Raw genomic sequence first — 16,119 nt, 5'->3', positions numbered from 1 at the left:
GCAACGGTGGCGGCCCAGCCGCGAGCCGCAGTGAATCCGCTGGATGAGCCGAGCGGCGAGTTTGCGCTGGAAACCGCAGGCGACGAACAGCCCGAAAACGCCATGCCGCCGGTGGACCTTCGCTACAACCAGTTCCCCGAAGGCGATCCGCTCGAAGCCACTTTTGAACACCTGTTGACCACGGTGCGGGCAAACCGCCCGCATGACGATCTGAACCTGATTCGCTGGGCATGGCTTTTCTGCCTGCAGCATCATGCAGGGCAGAAGCGCGCGTCGGGCGAGCCGTATGTCATCCATCCGCTGGAAGTTGCGCAGTTGCTGGCCGAGTTGAAGATGGACGCCACGGCGATCGCCGCTGGTCTGCTGCACGATGCGGTGGAAGATACCGATGTGACCCCGGACGACATCGCGCAGCGCTTCGGCGAACAGGTCGCGCACATCGTGGAAGGCGTCACCAAGCTGGACAAGATCAACTTCGCCAACCGCGAAGACCACCAGGCCGAAAACATTCGCAAGATGCTGCTGGCCATGGTCACCGACGTTCGCGTGGTGATCATCAAGCTGGCCGACCGGCTGCACAACATGCGCACGCTCGAGCATCTGAAGCCCGAGAAGCAGGAGCGCATCGCCCGCGAGACGCTGGATGTCTATGCGCCGCTCGCCCATCGCCTCGGCATGGGTAAGGTGCGTGGCGAGCTAGAAGACCTTGCGTTCCGCTATACCGATCCGTTCACCTACACGCAGCTCACGAACGAAGTCGAGTCGTTGCGCGGCGAGGGTGAAGCGTTTCTGAAGCGCGTGGTGGCAACACTGGAAGCGAAGCTGCGCGATGCAGGCATCATCGCCCGCGTGGAGTCGCGCATCAAGCGCCTCTACTCCATCCAGCAGAAGCTGACCGCGCACAACGTTCCCGTAGACCAGGTCTTCGACCTCTTCGCGATCCGCGTGATTACGCAGAGCGAGCAGGACTGTTACGCCGCGCTTGGACTGCTGCATGCAACGTGGCGCCCCGTCCCCGGACGCTTCAAAGACTTCATCGCAATGCCTCGACCGAACCTTTATCAGTCGCTGCACACGACGCTGATCGCGGATGGCGGCCACCAGTTCGAGGTGCAGATTCGCACCGAAGACATGCATCGCGTGGCGGAAGAAGGTATCGCCGCACACTGGAAGTACAAGGCCACCGACAACGTCAGCGCGAAGGATGAAGAGCGTCTGGCGTGGCTGCGGCAGTTGATCGAGTGGCAACGCGAGATGAACGACCCCAACGAGTTCATGTCCACGCTGAAGATGGATATGTACCCGGAAGAGGTCTACACCTTCACGCCCAAGGGCAAGGTGATTGTGCTGCCGAAGGACGCGAGCCCGGTGGATTTTGCGTACGCCATCCACACGGACGTAGGCCATGCGACCACCGGGGCAAAGGTGAACGGACGCATCGTGCCGCTGCGTTCGCGACTGCGCAACGGCGACATCGTCGAGATCAGCACGCAGCAGGGCCATGCGCCTTCGCGCGACTGGCTCTCCTTCACCAAGAGTTCGCGCGCACGCAACAAGATCAAGCACTGGCTGAACGAGAACCAGCGCGCACGCGCGATTGAGATCGGCAAGAAGCTGCTGGACCGCGAGGCACGCAAGTACAAGGTCAGCCTCTCGAAGCACAGCACGGCGGACTTCAACCACGTAGCGCAGGAGTACGGCCTGGGCGGCGAGGAAGACCTGCTGGCCGGCATCGGCTTCGGCAAGTACTCCACGCGACAGGTGTTGAACAAGCTGGAGCCGGGCTCGACGGCGTTGCCGGAGCAGACCGCGCAGGAAGCGCCGGTCGGGAACACACTGGCGCACATGTCTGACGCCGTGAAGCGGGTCTTCTTCGGGAAGGGATCGGACAGCCTGCAGGTGGAAGGTCAGGACGACCTGCTGGTCTATCGCGCACGCTGTTGCAACCCGATTCGTGGCGAGGAAATTATTGGCTACGTGACGCGCGGCAAAGGCGTTGCGGTCCATGCAAGAAGCTGTAGTAACGTGCAGAACCTGTTGTACGAAGCCGACCGCCGCATCGAAGTGGAGTGGTCGGCAGCACCGGAAGCCGCAGGCAAGTCAGGCGGACCGAAGCCGACAACGTATCCGGTCAAGCTGGTGATTGTGTGCGACGACCGTTCCGGTCTGCTGCGCGAGTTCACCGCAATCATCTCCGACGACAACACGAATATTCGCTCCGTGGATTCGCAGCCCGCGAAAGACGGTGTCGTGAACGTCGAGTTCGTTATCGAAACCGTCGATGTACGGCATCTGACGAAGCTGACACAGAACCTTCGCAAGGTAGACGGCGTTCGCGAAGTGCTTCGCGTGCAGAAGATTTAGCCGCGGGCCTTGCTACACTCAGGCGACACGATGCAAAGTCCTCTTCAGTTTGATCGAGCCGTCTATCTTGACGGTGATGCGCCGTTACATTGCACCGCTTGCGGGCGCGAACTCCACCGAGAGTTCTTCACGCTGAATAAGAACAGGATCTGCTCTGTTTGCGCGGGAAGAGTGCAGGAGTGGCTTCCAACGCAAGGCCGCAAAACCCTGTTGAAGTCCGCCGCATGGGGCGTAGCAGCAGCGATTGGCGCGAGCATCCTGCTCTACCTTGCCCTGCAGCTTTGCTACTTGATTCATCAGTCATGGGCCGCGTGGATATGCGCGATCTTTGTGGGTATGGCCATCGGAAAAGCCATGCGAAGTGCAGCCAGCGGAGCAGGCGGCAGGTCCTATCAAGTGATCGCTTCCGTACTGACCTATTGCGCTATCTGCGTCGCGATGTTGTCCGTACTTCTTGGAACCAGGGACGTACCGTTGTGGGCTTTCCTGCTCTTCCCCTTCGCTCCTTTCATCCAGTTGGTTATCGGTGAGCGGCAGATGGCGGCTTATCTGCTGCTTATTGCAGCCGTAGGCGTTCGTTGGGTGTGGATCCAGCTTCCGCCCTCAGCAGTCGTTCTGGTTGGCCCCCTACTTCTTCCTCACACTGCGCCGGAAACAGCAGCCGAGCGGCCCGAACTCCGATTTTAGACAAAAAAGGGCCACTGCCCGTGGCGTTGGCAGCGGCCGAAAAGGAACAACCTTGTGAGCTACGCTCTGCTTCGAAGCGGCGTAGCAAAACCGTGGCGGCGATGCGGGCCGCCCAAACGCTATGCGACCATTCGCGCTTCCTCTGGCTCGCAGATCGCTTCAAACGAGCCACTCTGCGCGTTGAACTCGCTGAGGATGCCGGAAGGAATATCGAACATCCAGCCATGGAGCCGAAGCTTGTCCGCGGCGAGGGCTTCGGCCACCGCCGGGTGCTGGCGAAGGTGCTCGAGTTGCGCGAGCACGTTCGCTTCCGTGAGCAGATGAAGGCGCTTCGCCGGGGTGAGGCTGCGCGTGTCGTCAAAGGTCCGGCGAAGCCAGTTGGAGGCGGGGCCAGCGTGGTCAAGCCACGAAGTGACGTCCGGCAGATCATGACGATGCGCGCGTTCGAGCAACTCCTTCATCGCGCCGCAGCCGGAGTGGCCACAGATAACGATGTCGGCGATCTTCAGCGCGCGGATGGCGTACTCGATGGTCGCGGCAATGCCCGAAGGATCATTGCCGGGGCGCGGAACGAGGTTCCCCGCAAGACGAATGGGGAAGATCTGGCCGGGCTCGGCCTGCAGAATCAGCTCCGGCATAACGCGCGAGTCCGAGCAGGTGATGAAGAGCGCTTCCGGCGACTGGCCGTGCGCGAGACGCTCGAACGCGGGCTGTATGCGTGGGAAGACTTCGGTACGAAAGCGGGCGTAGCCCTGAAGTAAACGGTGCATGGAAACTCTCCTGTGGCCACTCGCTGGGGAGAGCGGGCGGCTTGTGCGGCGACGCGTGGGGAGGCGCGGCGGGTCTTTTGCGGAGAGCTTCAGCAGGAGGTGCAGGGCCTTGGCTGCGATGCGGCAAACGCAGACAGCAAAGTCCGGCGACTTCGTTTGGCGAGACCGCGTTCAGGGTGCGAACTCAACAGCCGACAACGCTGAGTACACCGAGGAAACGAGGCTGCCGTGCTGAAGCTGACGGGCAGACTAGGCGAGTTGAGGAGGACCGCGAGGATCGCCGGGAGCGCGCGGCGCGCTGCCGACAGCCACGACGTTGCGCGTGGCAAGAGGATGCGAGTGAAGGGGAGCATCAAAACGCAGAGCCGGGGCCGACACAGGCAGAGCTGAAGCGATCGCAGGACCGCCGCCCGAGCCAATGTGATGGTAGCTGCCAAACTCTGCATGACCGCTGGCCGAGGCCGAGTTGTCACCCGAGCGTCGACCGCTGTTGGGCGAGCGACGCGTCTGCTGCTGGACCGGCACAGGGTGGTGCGAGCTGGCAAGATGCGACGCAACATGCGCGTGATGAAGTCGCACGACACCCATCACGCTCAGGCCCAGCATGATGCCGGTGAGCAGAAGAGACCGTACGAAATGGCGCGGTGAGTGCATCCTTGGAATGGAGTATGCCACAGCAAATGGTGGCGTTCGGGCCCGAATTTTCCTATCTTCCGATGTCGTAACGCGATATTCCGAGGATTCCCTCGACTTTGCTTTTCTCAGCCTTTCCCACGCACTGAGGCAGCGAAAAGAGTAAGCGTCTGCATCTATCTCCCTGTCTGCAGGATGAATAAGTCACAAGTAGTCGGGCTCCCTGCACAGATCTGTGCACACGATGCACAACAAGGAGAGGTACGAGAGATGCTGATGAAACGAATTCACCTGGCCGCTGGTGTTGCGATTCTTTCGCTAGGACTGATTACGGGTTGCAAGAGCGATGAGCAGAAGGCGCTCGATCAGGCCAAGAATGCTGCCTCAGCGACCAACATGGCCCAGCAGGTGCAGTACATCGACAAGAACGGCAACACGGTGACGACGGTGGTTCAGCCTCCGGTCTCCGGCCAGGAGCCGCAGGTTTCCACGCAAACAACGCCACCGCCCGCCGGCACGAAGCCCGCTGAGACGAAGCCTGTCGTGCTGCCCCTCAGCCAGGCCGCTCCGGTACCGCCTGTGACGGCACCCGTGGCCGCCGCCCCGCAGCAGGACACGACGGCTCCGGCAGGCACAACGAGCGGTGCCGCAGCGGCACCTGTAGCAGCTCCAGTAGCTCCGATCAACCTGACGGTTCCTGCGGGAACGACGCTGGCGATCCGCATCAACGAGCGCATTGACGTGAAGCATACTCCGGCAGGCTCGCACTTCTCGGGTGAGTTCGCAGAGCCAATCGTACGCAACGGTTCGGTGATTATCCCGAAGGGTACCCCGGTACGCGGACGCGTAGATGCTTCGCATCGCCGTGGACACTTCAAGGGTGCCTCCATCCTCGAACTTCGCCTCACCTCGATGACGCTCGGCGGCAACGAATACGCCCTGGATACGCATGACAACGTCCACACCAAGAAGGGCAAGGGCAAGCGCACGGCAGGCTGGATCGGCGGTATGACCGGTGCAGGTATGCTGATCGGCGGCATCGCTACCGGCGGCGTTGGTCTGGCTATCGGTGCAGCTTCCGGTGCAGGTGCGGGTACTCTGATTGCCGGAACGACGGGCAATCGCGACATCGTGATCCCGGCTGAGTCGGTGCAGCACTTCCGCCTCTCCGATGATTTGGTCGTACAGCGTTAGGCCTTTGATTGGCGAAGTACCAATAGGGCCTGTCGTGGAAACGGCAGGCCCTTGTTGGCTTTGAAGTAGCATCCAACGCGAAATACGCGGTAAACAGCGGCGTTCGCGTACAATCGACCAAAGGCGCTTGCGCCACTATTTCACTGAAAATTTGAAGGCCACCTGCCTATGCTCGCCTTTATCGTTTTGATCCTTGCGGCTCTGACCCGCTTTCTTCCGCACACCTTTCACGGCACGGCGCTGAACTTTACGGCCGTGGGTGCAGGCCTGCTGTTCTTTGGCTCGCGCCGTCCGCGCTGGCAGGCGGTGTTTGCCGTAGCCGTCATGGCCTCGACCGACTTCGTGCTGACGCACTTTGTGTACAGCTATCCATTCCACGCGAGCAGCTATCTCGTCACGTGGTTCTGGTACGCCGCGGTATGCATCATGGCGAGCGATGTGCTGAGCAAGGTGACCACCCTGCGTGTTGCAGCAGCGATCTTCGCTTCGGCAACGGGCTTCTTCCTCCTTTCGAACTTTGCTGTGTGGGTGGGTAGCGGAATGTATCCGCATAGCTCCGCCGGACTGGTGAGTTGCTTTGTGTCCGCTCTTCCCTTCTATGCCAACGATCTGGTGTCGACAGGACTGGTGGCGACGGTGTTGTTCGGATTGCCTGCGCTGGCGAAGCAGCTGGCAGAGTCAACCGCAACGGCTGGTCACGCAGCCTAGTCTTTCGTTACGCAGTAAAGGCCGCGCCAATGGCGCGGCCTTTTACTGTTTGAGGCAGAGGCTTGTGTTTGAAAGCCCCTGCCCCGTCCTTACCGAATGTCCTACTCCCCTTCAACCGGCAGCGAGTCCTTCGAGTTGCGGTCAAAGAGTTTGCGGACGAACCAGACACCAACCACTAGCAGAATCAAGCCAACCACGGTGAGGCTGACCGCCATGTGCTCATGGAAGGCCGTACGCAGGGAATGCGCCAACGTGGGGCCAAACCAGATCGTCAGCAGCGAGCAGACGAGGAACTGGATCATCTTGCCAACGAAGATCGCCAGAATGTACGTCAGGGGCTTCATCTCGAAGACACCGGCGGCGAACTCGAAGAGCTTCATAGGTGTCGGCGGCGGAAGCATGGCCGGGATCATGATGGCCAGGAACTCCTGCTTTTCAAAGCGGTCGCGGATGCGCTCATAGCGCTCGCGGTTGATGCGCTTGAGCAGCACCAGCTCCCCACCCGCGCGGCCGATGTAGTACGGCACAAGCGAGCCAAGGGCTGCGGCTCCGGCCGCGATCAGGCTGTAGGCAAGGAAGCGGCTATGGTCCGTCGCGACGTAGCCGATAAGGACGCCGTCCATCGAGACCGGGATCGGAATAAGCGCCGAATCAATGAGCGATAGCGCGCCTACGCCCCAGATGCCGAGGGGCTTGAGCACCGCGAGCAGCGTCGCGGAGAACTTGTGGAGAAGAATAACGGGATGCAGTTTCACCACGTACCATCTTACGTTGTTCCGCCCGCAAAACCATGTTCGGCAGGCAGACGGAAGTCGCAGAGAACACAGAGCAACCCCTCGCCTGAGCCCGCAACACTCAGCCGTGGTCCGTTTGCCCGGCGAGCAACGCAAGAGCGTGCGGCAGCAATGGCAGGATCGTACGCAAGCCATCTTCCGCGCCACGCGGCGAACCCGGCAGATTCACGATGAGGGTCCGATCCAGCACTCCCGCCACGCCCCGGCCAAGCGAAGCGAAGGGCGTCTGCTCGCGACCCTGCTCACGAATCAGTTCGGCGAGGCCCGGGACAAGACGTTCGCAGACCGAAAGTGTGGCTTCGGGCGTGACATCGCGAGGCGAAAGCCCGGTGCCTCCCGTGGTGAGCACAAGCGCCGCGCCAGAGGCCACGGCTTCGCGAAGCCCAGCCGCGATCCGCACAGCGTCGTCTGGCGCAAGGTGCGCGGGCAGCAGCGTTGCACCGTGCTCGAGCAGAATAGCCGCGAGTGCAGGCCCCGAAACGTCAACCTGCGTGCCGGCCGAGCAGCGGTCACTGGCGGTAAGAATGCAGGCGGTGATGCCATGAAGCGTCATCCGCCCAGCATAAATGCGAGAATGGAGGAGGCGAAGCAGCAAAGAAACTGCTTTGCCAACGGACGGGCCGCAACTGTGAGGGTGGATCGACCGTCTGACACTTAGTACAAGCTAGATGCCACCTATCGACCCGAACCAGCCAGAGAGTTTTGAGACGACGCCACCTGCCTCCCCGCAGACCGGCCCAGTCGTTCCGCATGACAGCGACGGCAACGTCGTTGCGCCGGAGTCCTCGCGCATCCGCACAGCCCGCTACGGTGAGTTGGAAGCGCATGAACTGGTGCATCTGCTGGATTCCATCGAAGATGAACGAGCCCGTGGACGCTTCCGCGAATCGATCTACATCTCCGTCTTCGTGTGGCTGGCGATTGCGTGGTTCGTGTTCTACGGCCCGCGAGTCCTCTGGCACGCGCCGAAGCTGATGCTACCCAGCGACGCGATGAAGCAACACGAACTGACGATGCTGACCGCGCCCGTGCTGCCGAAGGCGCCGATGATGAAGGCGATTCCGCGCAACGAGCTTCCTCCACCCAAGCCGCAGCTGTCGCAGTCGGACAAGTTCAGCATGGAGAAATCTGCCGCCCCCACACCGAAGAGCGAAGAGCCACAGCCGCCGGCTCCCCAGCCCACGCCGAAGATGGCTCCGAGCAGCGCGCCGAGTCTGCCGGACTCTCCGCAGCCGCGCGTTCAGCCACGTCCTTCCCAGCCGATGGCCGATGCACCGACGCCGCAGGCTAATTCCCACCCGATTCTGCCGCGCAACTCCTCGAACGCCAGTTCGGCGATGAGCGATCTGGCACACTCCTCCCCGCGAGCAACGGGGGCGATGCCGAGCAACGCCGTGGGCGGCAACCTGCCCGGTGGCGGCAATATGGGCGCTGGTGCTGAAATCCTTTCGGACACGCAGGGTGTGGACTTCAGCCAGTACATGGCTCGCCTGCAGCGCGATACGGCGAACGCCTGGTATCCGCTGCTGCCCGAAGAGGTCCGCCCGCCGCTGTCGAAGTCTGGCGAGTGCTACTGGCTGCTGACGATTCTGCCGGATGGCACCATCGGTGGTTGGAAGCTCGAAAGCTCGACGCACGATCAGGCGATCAACCGCTCGGCGTGGGGCTCGATTGTGACTCAGGGCAAGCTGCATCCGCTGCCCAAGGAGTTCCACGGCCCGAACCTGGTCATCCGTTTCCACTACCTCGTCAACACGCAGCGCTAGCGGCGAGGTACGCTGGAGCGGTGACGCCTTCCAAGCCAATCCCTGCCGAACCGATGAAAGAAACCAACGCCCGCGTGCGAGAAGCGATCGCGGAGTACGAAGTACGGCTTGAAGCCAGCCGCGCACGGGAGAAGCTTGCCATGGCGCGGGCTCTGGTGCTCTTCGCCGTCTTCGTCGTGCTGGCGATGGCGGTACGAGCGGGCGCGGAACGGGTGCTGTACTCAGGATGGTGGAAGCAATGGTAGACAAGCCGCTGGTCGTGCTGGTGGGTCCGACCGCCAGCGGAAAAACCGCGCTCAGCCTGCTACTTGCAGAGAGTTTTGGCGGCGAGATCGTCTCCTGCGACTCGGTCGCGGTGTATCAGCGCCTCGATGTGGGTTCGGCGAAGCCTTCCTCGCAAGAACGCGCTCGCGTGCCGCACCATTGCCTCGACTTGTACGCTCCCGACGAGCACCCGACGGCGGGTGACTACGCGCGCCATGCGCGCGCCGCGTTGGACGAAATCAGCACGCGCGGCAAACTGCCGATCCTCGCTGGCGGAACGGGGCTGTATCTGCGCGCAACCCTGGAAGGGCTGGCTCCTGCTCCGCTGCGGGATGAGGGGCTGCGAGAGAGGCTGAGGAAGCGCGCAGAGGCTCGCGGCCCGGGGTATCTGCACCGGGTGCTCGCGCGGCTGGATACCCGGGCCGCTGCAGCCATCCACGCCAATGACACGCCGAAGCTCATTCGCTCCATCGAGGTCTCCTTGGCTGGCCGAAAGCCGCAAACCGAACAGTGGCAGGCAGGCCGCGAGGCACTGCAAGGCTATCGCGTTCTGAAGCTGGGGCTTGATGTGCCGCGAGCGCGGCTCTACGAGCGCATCAACGAACGCGCCGCCGCGATGTTTGATCGAGGTCTGCTAGCTGAAACAGAGGCTATTCGAGCCGAGTTTGGGGACGATGCTCGCGGACTGACGACGCTGGGCTACCTGCAGTCCCTGCAGCTTCTGCGCGGGGAGACCGAGAGGAACGCCGCCTTGGCCGAAGTTCAACAGGGGCATAGAAACTACGCCAAACGGCAGATGACCTGGTTTCGTCGCGATAAGGATATCCAGTGGCTCGCTGGTAGCGGCGATGAGTCGCTGGTGCAAGGCGAAGCACTCGATGCCGTTCGCAATTTCCTGGGGACAGTCAGCCCAAAGGCTTAGGGTTGCAGCTTGCCGTCGAGTGTCTGGGCGAGGACGTGATTTTGAGTGTCCAGCTCTACCGTCGCGGTAAGCGGGGTGCGGCTGCGGGAACGCAGGATCGGGACGTCGCCCATGAAGCGCGGATCGGTGAAAGTGACGACCGTAGGCTGCCCCGGCGTGATCCCCAGGTCAGGACGATCGACCGCGATCCAGGGCATCGATGACCAGTCAAGATAAGCACGCCCGATGGGCGACTCGATAGCCGCGCGGATCGTGGGATCAGCCGTATTGGCTTTACGCTCCGTGGTGTCGGCCGAGAGGATGGTGCCACGGTAGGTATCGATCTCAGCGAGCAGGTATGCCGGGCCGAAGTCGGTGACGGCGTGCCAGCGGAAGACGCTAAGCGGATCGGGGCTAACCAGCGAACGCTGCGCCGTGAGGATCGGTGTAGGCGAACCAGCGTCGTTCGGTGCCGCGAGCGCCAGAAACTGCGCCTGGGCAAGTTGCCCTGCGCGGAGATGCTCATAGACACGCAAGAGGTAATAGCCCGCAATCACGGTGAGGACAACCTGCGCAGGCGCCTTTGAGGAGAAGGCGCGCGATCGCGACCGGGTACTGGAGATCTCGCTGCCAACCAGCCGCAGTAGAGCGGGCAAAAGCAACCCTGCGAGCAGGAAGACAAAGAGTAGCGGATCGAAGATGAAGACGATCGAGGCCGCGTACCAGTGCGGATTGAAGGGCGCGAAGGGACGGATGCCGTAGTTGTTCGTGAAGTCGAGCAGCAGGTGCGAGCACAGCGCGAGCAGCATGAGGAGATAAAGCATCCCCCACCGCACCGGCGCTGCCGTGATCGAACTCAGATCGCTCACACCCCGATTGCGAGCTCGTGCGAGCCGCCAACGATGTAGCCCATAGAAGCAGCCGAGCAGAAACGCAGCCTCAAGCGGCAAGCCAAGGAAGGTATGCGTGATCCCACGATGATGCACAAAGCCCGCGACGGGGCCACCTACGCTTGAGACCGTATCGATGTCCGGAAACTCAGCAGCGATCGCCATCGCCGCCGTAGCGTAAGCTGCTTTGCGGTTAAAGCCGGAACGCGCCAGAAGGGCACCGGTAAGTGTGTGAGTAACCGGTTCCATTCTGGCGCGTTCGAGATCCTAAGAACAGAATTACGTTAGTTGGCGCCGACCGCGATCCGGTCAACGAGCATAGCCTGTGCCGGTTCATCGGCAACAGATTGGAGACTCTTCTGCGCCACGATCATCGCCTTCAACTCCGCGGAAGCAAGCATCGCCGGGCGGAAGCCGGAGATGGCCACCAGACCAGGCTCGTCTCCCAAGGCTTCTGAGATGCGGTTCCAGGTGAAGTACGGTGATGTGGTGGGAAGCAGTACCAGAGCGCGTTCCTGCTCAGGCAGAGCAAAGTACGTCGCCCACACGGTTAACGTTGCCAGGCCGCATAGCGCACCTACGAGAAAAGCCGGTGAATAAACAGACTGCAGAGCCTTCGTCGAGTACCAGGTTGACATAACCAAGGAACTCGTCGAAGCCATTCCCATACCCAGCATCACGCCGAAAACCCTGCTGCGATAGGTCAAGCCAAGAGGACGAGCGGCAAAGCAAACAAACAGCAGCAGGCAGAGGGTGAGAACACTGACACCTTGCTGCATCTGGCCGAGCAAAGTCGCGAAATAGCTAGCACCCTGTGTGTGCGGCCCGAGAGCGACCGCAAGCGACAATAGAATGCAAACGCTGGCGACCCAAGCAAAAATCACGCTACCTATCCGTTTGAGCCCATCTAACGGTTTCATCGCAATGCGGTAGGCACCATAAATGATGGCAACTTCAAGCAAAGTCTGCGAAATGACAGAGAACCAATACCAATCGAAGTAGATTTGATATGCCAGTTCGAGCGACAAATGCAAAGTTTTGCGGTGATACAGAATTCCCACTCCAACCAGCGAGGTGGCCACACGGAGCAGAATCAATGAAAAAAGAGCCGGGTATGTACTTACGAGGCGCTTCTTAAGCAGCAAGAGTGCCACTACCAAACCCAATAGTGACAGCACAATCAGCGCATATTGAAGGGCGAATTTCGCAGACATAGAACGCACTCCGAGTGAGACCTTTATGGTATCCCCCTACCGAGCGCGCTGTCACAATTCTTTTCCTACAACCTAAGGGTCATACGCGGATTAGTCGAGGCCGCACTTCGAAACACCACGTGGGTTGCACAGAGGAGCCGGAACAGAGGTGTCGGTCAAAGCAATCTTGGTCGAGAGCGGGCGGCGGGTGGCAGCCTGCGAGGACACGGTGGTGGCGACAGCGCCAGCTACTGCGAGGGAGAGAACGAGAGTGCGAACGGTGAACTTCTGCATGGGGAAACTCCTAAAGGGCTGAACAGGGATGGTCGAATCGAGTAATCAGGTACTTACAGGCGGCAGCGGATTAGTCGAGGCCGCACTTCGAAACACCACGTGGGTTGCACAGGGGAGCCGGGACAGAGGTGTCGGTCAAAGCAATCTTGGTCGAGAGCGGGCGGCGGGTGGCAGCCTGCGAGGACACGGTGGTGGCGACAGCGCCAGCTACTGCGAGGGAGAGAACGAGAGTGCGAACGGTGAACTTCTGCATGGGAAACTCCTAAAGGGCTGAACAGGGATGGTCGAAGCGAGTAATCAGGTACTTACAGGCGGCAGCGGATTAGTCGAGGCCGCACTTCGAAACACCACGTGGGTTGCACAGGGGAGCCGGGACAGAGGTGTCCGTCAAAACTGCAGTCTTGGTCGTGAGCGGGTTGCGGGTTGCAGCCTGCGAGGAAACGGTGGTGGCGACGGCGCCGGCAACAGCGAGGGACAGGACAAGAGCGCGAACGGTGAACTTCTGCATGGGGAAACTCCTTAGAGATCGGTAAAGAAATTGGTTACTAAAGCTGCTAAATTTGGTAGTTCGGTACTGCTTGAAAGTTTCTCTGGACAAACCAGATGTCTACAACGTAAGGTGCATGTAGAGGCTAAGTCCAACGTTTTCCAGTACTTATCTATTTATGCTTTAGTAAACATTACTGAAGTAACTGCATGATTACTTTGGAGCTCATCTCTTCCTCCATCTCAAGGCTCCGTCTGACCTCTCAGTAAGTTCCTGAATTCAGAGCAGGAGTCGTCTGGCGATGTGTTGCGGGGTCGCCTGTGAACTACCAGCCGACGCCAATCGGTCACGTTTTCCGTGCACGAGCAATGGGCTGACCGGGTGCACTGGTATGCTCGGCGAATGGGCCGTGGACCGTATCCCCGCAGTGATCGAGAGCTTCTAAACCGGATTGGCCGGTCCGCCGGAAACAAGGCTGGCTACAAACAACTGGTCAAAGAACTAGGACTGGGCGGAGGCCGCGAGCGACGGTTGCTGGTGGAGCAACTGACCCGCATGGTCGCCCGCGGCGAGCTTGTGCGCCTGGGCGACGAGCAATGGGGGCTGCCGCGAGCGAAGGAGGAGACTCCGCAGCGGCCAAAGCGCTCTCCCGGTGGGCTTTGGGACGGCTTCGAGGCCGAGGATCGCGGTGGGCGCGATCGACTGGTGAGCGGCAAGCTGGATCTGCATCGCGATGGATTTGGGTTTGTGCGTCCTGATGCGGCCTCAGCCGCGCAGGGGCAGACAGCGGTCAGCGGCGATATCTTTGTGGCTCCGAATGAGTTAAACGGCGCGATGGGCGGCGATCTGGTGCTGGTGGACGAGTTCCCACCAGGCCGTGACGGACGCCGTTCCGGTCGGGTAGCCCGCGTGCTGACGCGCCGCAACCCTACCGTAGTGGGCATCTTCCACTACGCGCGAACAGCGCGGCGGTCGCCAGGCTATCAAGAGTCCGGGCTGACAACGAACTACGTCACCCCGCTGGACGAGCGCGTGGGCGGCACGATTGCGATTCCCGAGGGAGCAGAGGTCGTCATCGACCGTGCGGGCAACGCGAATCGAACGCTGGGCGATGAAGCTCGCAAGAGCCGAAAGAAGCGTGGCGCGGCGGAAGAGCTGTCGCTGGAAGGCCTGGCCGTTGACGTGGAGATTACGCGCTTCCCGCAGCGAGGGCAGCCCGCCGTGGGTCGCGTTCTTGAGGTGCTGGGAGATCCCGATGACTTCGGTGTCGACGTGGAGATCATCATCCGCAAGCATCATCTACCGCACACCTTCCCGGCCGACGTACTGATCGAGGCGGCAGAGCAGTCGCGGCAAACGGTGGCATCGCTGAGCGAGGACGAGCTTGTCGACCGCGAAGACTTCCGCGAACTGCCCGTCGCGACGATCGACGGCGAGACCGCGAAGGACTTCGACGATGCGGTCCTGGTGCGTTCGCTGCCCAACGGCAACACCGAGTTGCAGGTGCACATCGCCGACGTCAGCGCGTATGTGCGGCCGGGCTCCGCGCTGGATACCGAGGCACGCGTCCGCGGCAACAGCGTTTACTTCCCGGACCGCGCTGTACCGATGCTCCCGCACGCACTTTCGAGTGGAATGTGCTCTCTGCTCCCGCAGGAAGACCGCCTCGTCATGAGCTGCGTCATGGAGATCGATGCGCACGGCGAGATCGCGGGCTATCGCGTGACCGAAGGCATCATTCGCTCGGCGCGACGCTGCACGTACACGAGCGTGCAGGCGTGCCTGAACGCTGGGCGCAGCATCCCTGAAGCCCTGAGCGAGCCGACCGCTGACGACCTTGCCGAGCGCGAGCGCGTGGAGATGGAACAGCCCGGGATGCCGAAGCGGTTTGACGCCATGCTGGAGCTCGCCCTGCGGCTGAACCGCAAGCGCGTGCGTCGCGGCTCAATTGACTTCGACCTGCCGGAGCCGGTGGTTCAGTTTGACCCGGACGGCAACATGAAGGCGATTGTGCGATCGCAGCGCGGCTGGTCGCACAGGCTGATTGAAGAGTTCATGCTGAGCGCGAACGAGTGCGTGGCCACATGGCTGGAGTCGCAGCAGATTCCCTCGATGTACCGCATCCACGAGATGCCCGACCCCAAACGCATCATCGACTTCGAAGAGACCGCTGCCTCGTTCGGACAGACGCTGGGCATCGGGGCCATGCCGGTAAAGAAGCTGACGATGAAGAGTGACCGGCGCTCGCTGAAGCAGAGCAGCGCACGCGGTCGCAGCGCCGCCCCGGCCCGCACACGCGAAGTGCCGGAGCAGGTACCGGTCACGCCGCAGATGTATCAAAAGCTCATTCGCAGGATCGTCGGACACCCCGAAGAACGCATCCTTAGCTACATGATGCTGCGCTCGCTGAAGCAGGCGCGCTACGCCGAGCAGAACGAGGGACACTTCGCGCTGGCCTCACCCTCGTACACGCACTTCACCTCGCCGATTCGCCGCTACCCTGACCTCATCGTGCATCGACTGATGCGGGCGATGCTTCGTGACGGTGCGTCACCTCTCGGTGGAGCGATTCGCTCGACGGACAAGCAGCCGTGGAAGGAAGAGGCCGCTCCTCCACGCAAGCAGCGTGAGTTTGAAGATGGGCCGATGTCAGTGACGGAGTTGAACGACATAGCCAACGAGTGTTCACTGACCGAGCGCCGTGCGGCCGAAGCCGAGCGTGAGCTGATCGAGTGGAAGAAGATGAAGTTCATGGCGGACAAAGTCGGCGACGACTTCGGCGGCATGATTCTGTCGGTGACCAAGTACGGCTTCTTCGTGGAACTCGACGAAATGTTCATCGAAGGCATGGTGCCAATCGCTTCCCTGCCCGGCGATCACTGGAGCTTCCGCGACACAGACCGCACCATCGTTGGCGCACGCTCGGGACACACCTTCAAACCGGGCCAGCGTGTGGAGGTCGTTCTCGACCGCATCGACCGCGTGCAACGACGGTTACAGTTTGCGCTGCTGCCGGGTACAGAACCTGCGAGCGGCAAGGCCGCAAACCCCAACTCGCCGCGCGCGTTCGGCGAACGCAAGAAGGCAGAGAAGCAGAAGAAGAGTTCGAAGACGTTGAAGCACGCCAAAAGGGCAAAGTACCGCAAGAGCTAGACGGCTCTGCTACTCTGCGGC

At 61.3% G+C, this 16,119-nt stretch carries 17 protein-coding genes; 8 read left to right on the top strand and 9 right to left on the bottom strand.

What is annotated here, in order from left to right; genetic code table 11:
• The first annotated feature begins 102 nt into the window (after positions 1-102).
• A complete protein-coding gene (locus PW792_01175; protein MDE1160538.1) occupies positions 103-2,364 on the top strand; it encodes a bifunctional (p)ppGpp synthetase/guanosine-3',5'-bis(diphosphate) 3'-pyrophosphohydrolase in 2,262 nt (753 codons plus the stop codon).
• A gap of 30 nt (positions 2,365-2,394) precedes the next feature.
• On the top strand, positions 2,395-3,051 hold the full coding sequence (locus PW792_01170; protein MDE1160537.1) for a hypothetical protein: 657 nt from the start codon (positions 2,395-2,397) through the stop codon (positions 3,049-3,051).
• A gap of 119 nt (positions 3,052-3,170) precedes the next feature.
• Here the strand turns inward: PW792_01170 and PW792_01165 are convergent, their stop codons facing one another.
• Positions 3,171-3,821: a carbonic anhydrase gene (locus PW792_01165; GenBank protein ID MDE1160536.1), complete on the bottom strand. Its 651-nt coding sequence runs from the start codon at positions 3,819-3,821 to the stop codon at positions 3,171-3,173.
• A 249-nt stretch (positions 3,822-4,070) separates the two neighbouring features.
• A complete protein-coding gene (locus tag PW792_01160) occupies positions 4,071-4,475 on the bottom strand; it encodes a hypothetical protein (protein ID MDE1160535.1) in 405 nt (134 codons plus the stop codon).
• A 249-nt stretch (positions 4,476-4,724) separates the two neighbouring features.
• On the opposite strand from PW792_01160, the gene PW792_01155 reads away from it, so the two are divergent.
• Both PW792_01155 and PW792_01150 read left to right on the top strand, forming a co-directional pair.
• The gene (locus PW792_01155) at positions 4,725-5,648 is read left to right on the top strand and encodes a hypothetical protein (protein MDE1160534.1); all 924 of its coding nucleotides are present in this window, start codon (positions 4,725-4,727) and stop codon (positions 5,646-5,648) included.
• Between the two features lie 168 nt (positions 5,649-5,816).
• On the top strand, positions 5,817-6,356 hold the full coding sequence (locus PW792_01150; GenBank protein ID MDE1160533.1) for a hypothetical protein: 540 nt from the start codon (positions 5,817-5,819) through the stop codon (positions 6,354-6,356).
• A gap of 101 nt (positions 6,357-6,457) precedes the next feature.
• Here PW792_01150 and PW792_01145 read toward each other — a convergent pair whose 3' ends face one another.
• Together PW792_01145 and PW792_01140 are read right to left on the bottom strand one after the other, a co-directional pair.
• Positions 6,458-7,111: a VTT domain-containing protein gene (locus tag PW792_01145; protein MDE1160532.1), complete on the bottom strand. Its 654-nt coding sequence runs from the start codon at positions 7,109-7,111 to the stop codon at positions 6,458-6,460.
• A gap of 100 nt (positions 7,112-7,211) precedes the next feature.
• Entirely contained in the window at positions 7,212-7,703 is a 492-nt protein-coding gene (locus PW792_01140; GenBank protein MDE1160531.1) for a MogA/MoaB family molybdenum cofactor biosynthesis protein, read from the bottom strand.
• 115 nt (positions 7,704-7,818) lie between these two features.
• On the opposite strand from PW792_01140, the gene PW792_01135 reads away from it, so the two are divergent.
• Genes PW792_01135 through miaA form a run of 3 tightly spaced genes read left to right on the top strand, consistent with a single transcriptional unit; the run spans position 7,819 to position 10,102 of the window.
• Complete coding sequence (locus PW792_01135) at positions 7,819-8,916, top strand: energy transducer TonB (protein MDE1160530.1); 1,098 nt, start codon at positions 7,819-7,821, stop codon at positions 8,914-8,916.
• Between the two features lie 20 nt (positions 8,917-8,936).
• Positions 8,937-9,161: a hypothetical protein gene (locus tag PW792_01130; protein ID MDE1160529.1), complete on the top strand. Its 225-nt coding sequence runs from the start codon at positions 8,937-8,939 to the stop codon at positions 9,159-9,161.
• Complete coding sequence (miaA, locus tag PW792_01125; GenBank protein ID MDE1160528.1) at positions 9,155-10,102, top strand: tRNA (adenosine(37)-N6)-dimethylallyltransferase MiaA; 948 nt, start codon at positions 9,155-9,157, stop codon at positions 10,100-10,102. The genes PW792_01130 and miaA overlap by 7 nt, the downstream gene beginning before the upstream one ends.
• Here the strand turns inward: miaA and PW792_01120 are convergent.
• The 5 genes from PW792_01120 to PW792_01100 all read right to left on the bottom strand — a co-directional run bounded on the left by PW792_01120 (position 10,099) and on the right by PW792_01100 (position 12,966).
• Entirely contained in the window at positions 10,099-11,220 is a 1,122-nt protein-coding gene (locus PW792_01120) for a metal-dependent hydrolase (protein MDE1160527.1), read from the bottom strand. The two genes, miaA and PW792_01120, sit on opposite strands and share 4 nt — an antisense overlap.
• A gap of 35 nt (positions 11,221-11,255) precedes the next feature.
• Positions 11,256-12,185, bottom strand: coding sequence for a hypothetical protein (locus tag PW792_01115; protein MDE1160526.1), 930 nt, complete (start codon positions 12,183-12,185; stop codon positions 11,256-11,258).
• A 90-nt stretch (positions 12,186-12,275) separates the two neighbouring features.
• The gene (locus PW792_01110) at positions 12,276-12,458 is read right to left on the bottom strand and encodes a hypothetical protein (GenBank protein ID MDE1160525.1); all 183 of its coding nucleotides are present in this window, start codon (positions 12,456-12,458) and stop codon (positions 12,276-12,278) included.
• A 70-nt stretch (positions 12,459-12,528) separates the two neighbouring features.
• Positions 12,529-12,711 (bottom strand): hypothetical protein, encoded by a 183-nt coding sequence (locus tag PW792_01105; protein MDE1160524.1) that lies wholly within the window; start codon positions 12,709-12,711, stop codon positions 12,529-12,531.
• 69 nt (positions 12,712-12,780) lie between these two features.
• On the bottom strand, positions 12,781-12,966 hold the full coding sequence (locus tag PW792_01100; protein MDE1160523.1) for a hypothetical protein: 186 nt from the start codon (positions 12,964-12,966) through the stop codon (positions 12,781-12,783).
• Between the two features lie 381 nt (positions 12,967-13,347).
• Between PW792_01100 and PW792_01095 the strand changes: the two genes are divergently transcribed.
• Complete coding sequence (locus tag PW792_01095; GenBank protein MDE1160522.1) at positions 13,348-16,098, top strand: RNB domain-containing ribonuclease; 2,751 nt, start codon at positions 13,348-13,350, stop codon at positions 16,096-16,098.
• The last annotated feature ends 21 nt before the right edge of the window (positions 16,099-16,119 follow it).

Source organism: Acidobacteriaceae bacterium (genome assembly GCA_028283655.1).
In the GTDB taxonomy this organism is placed as follows: Bacteria; Acidobacteriota; Terriglobia; order Terriglobales; family Acidobacteriaceae; genus Granulicella.
This window is presented reverse-complemented; position numbering and strand designations above follow the sequence as displayed.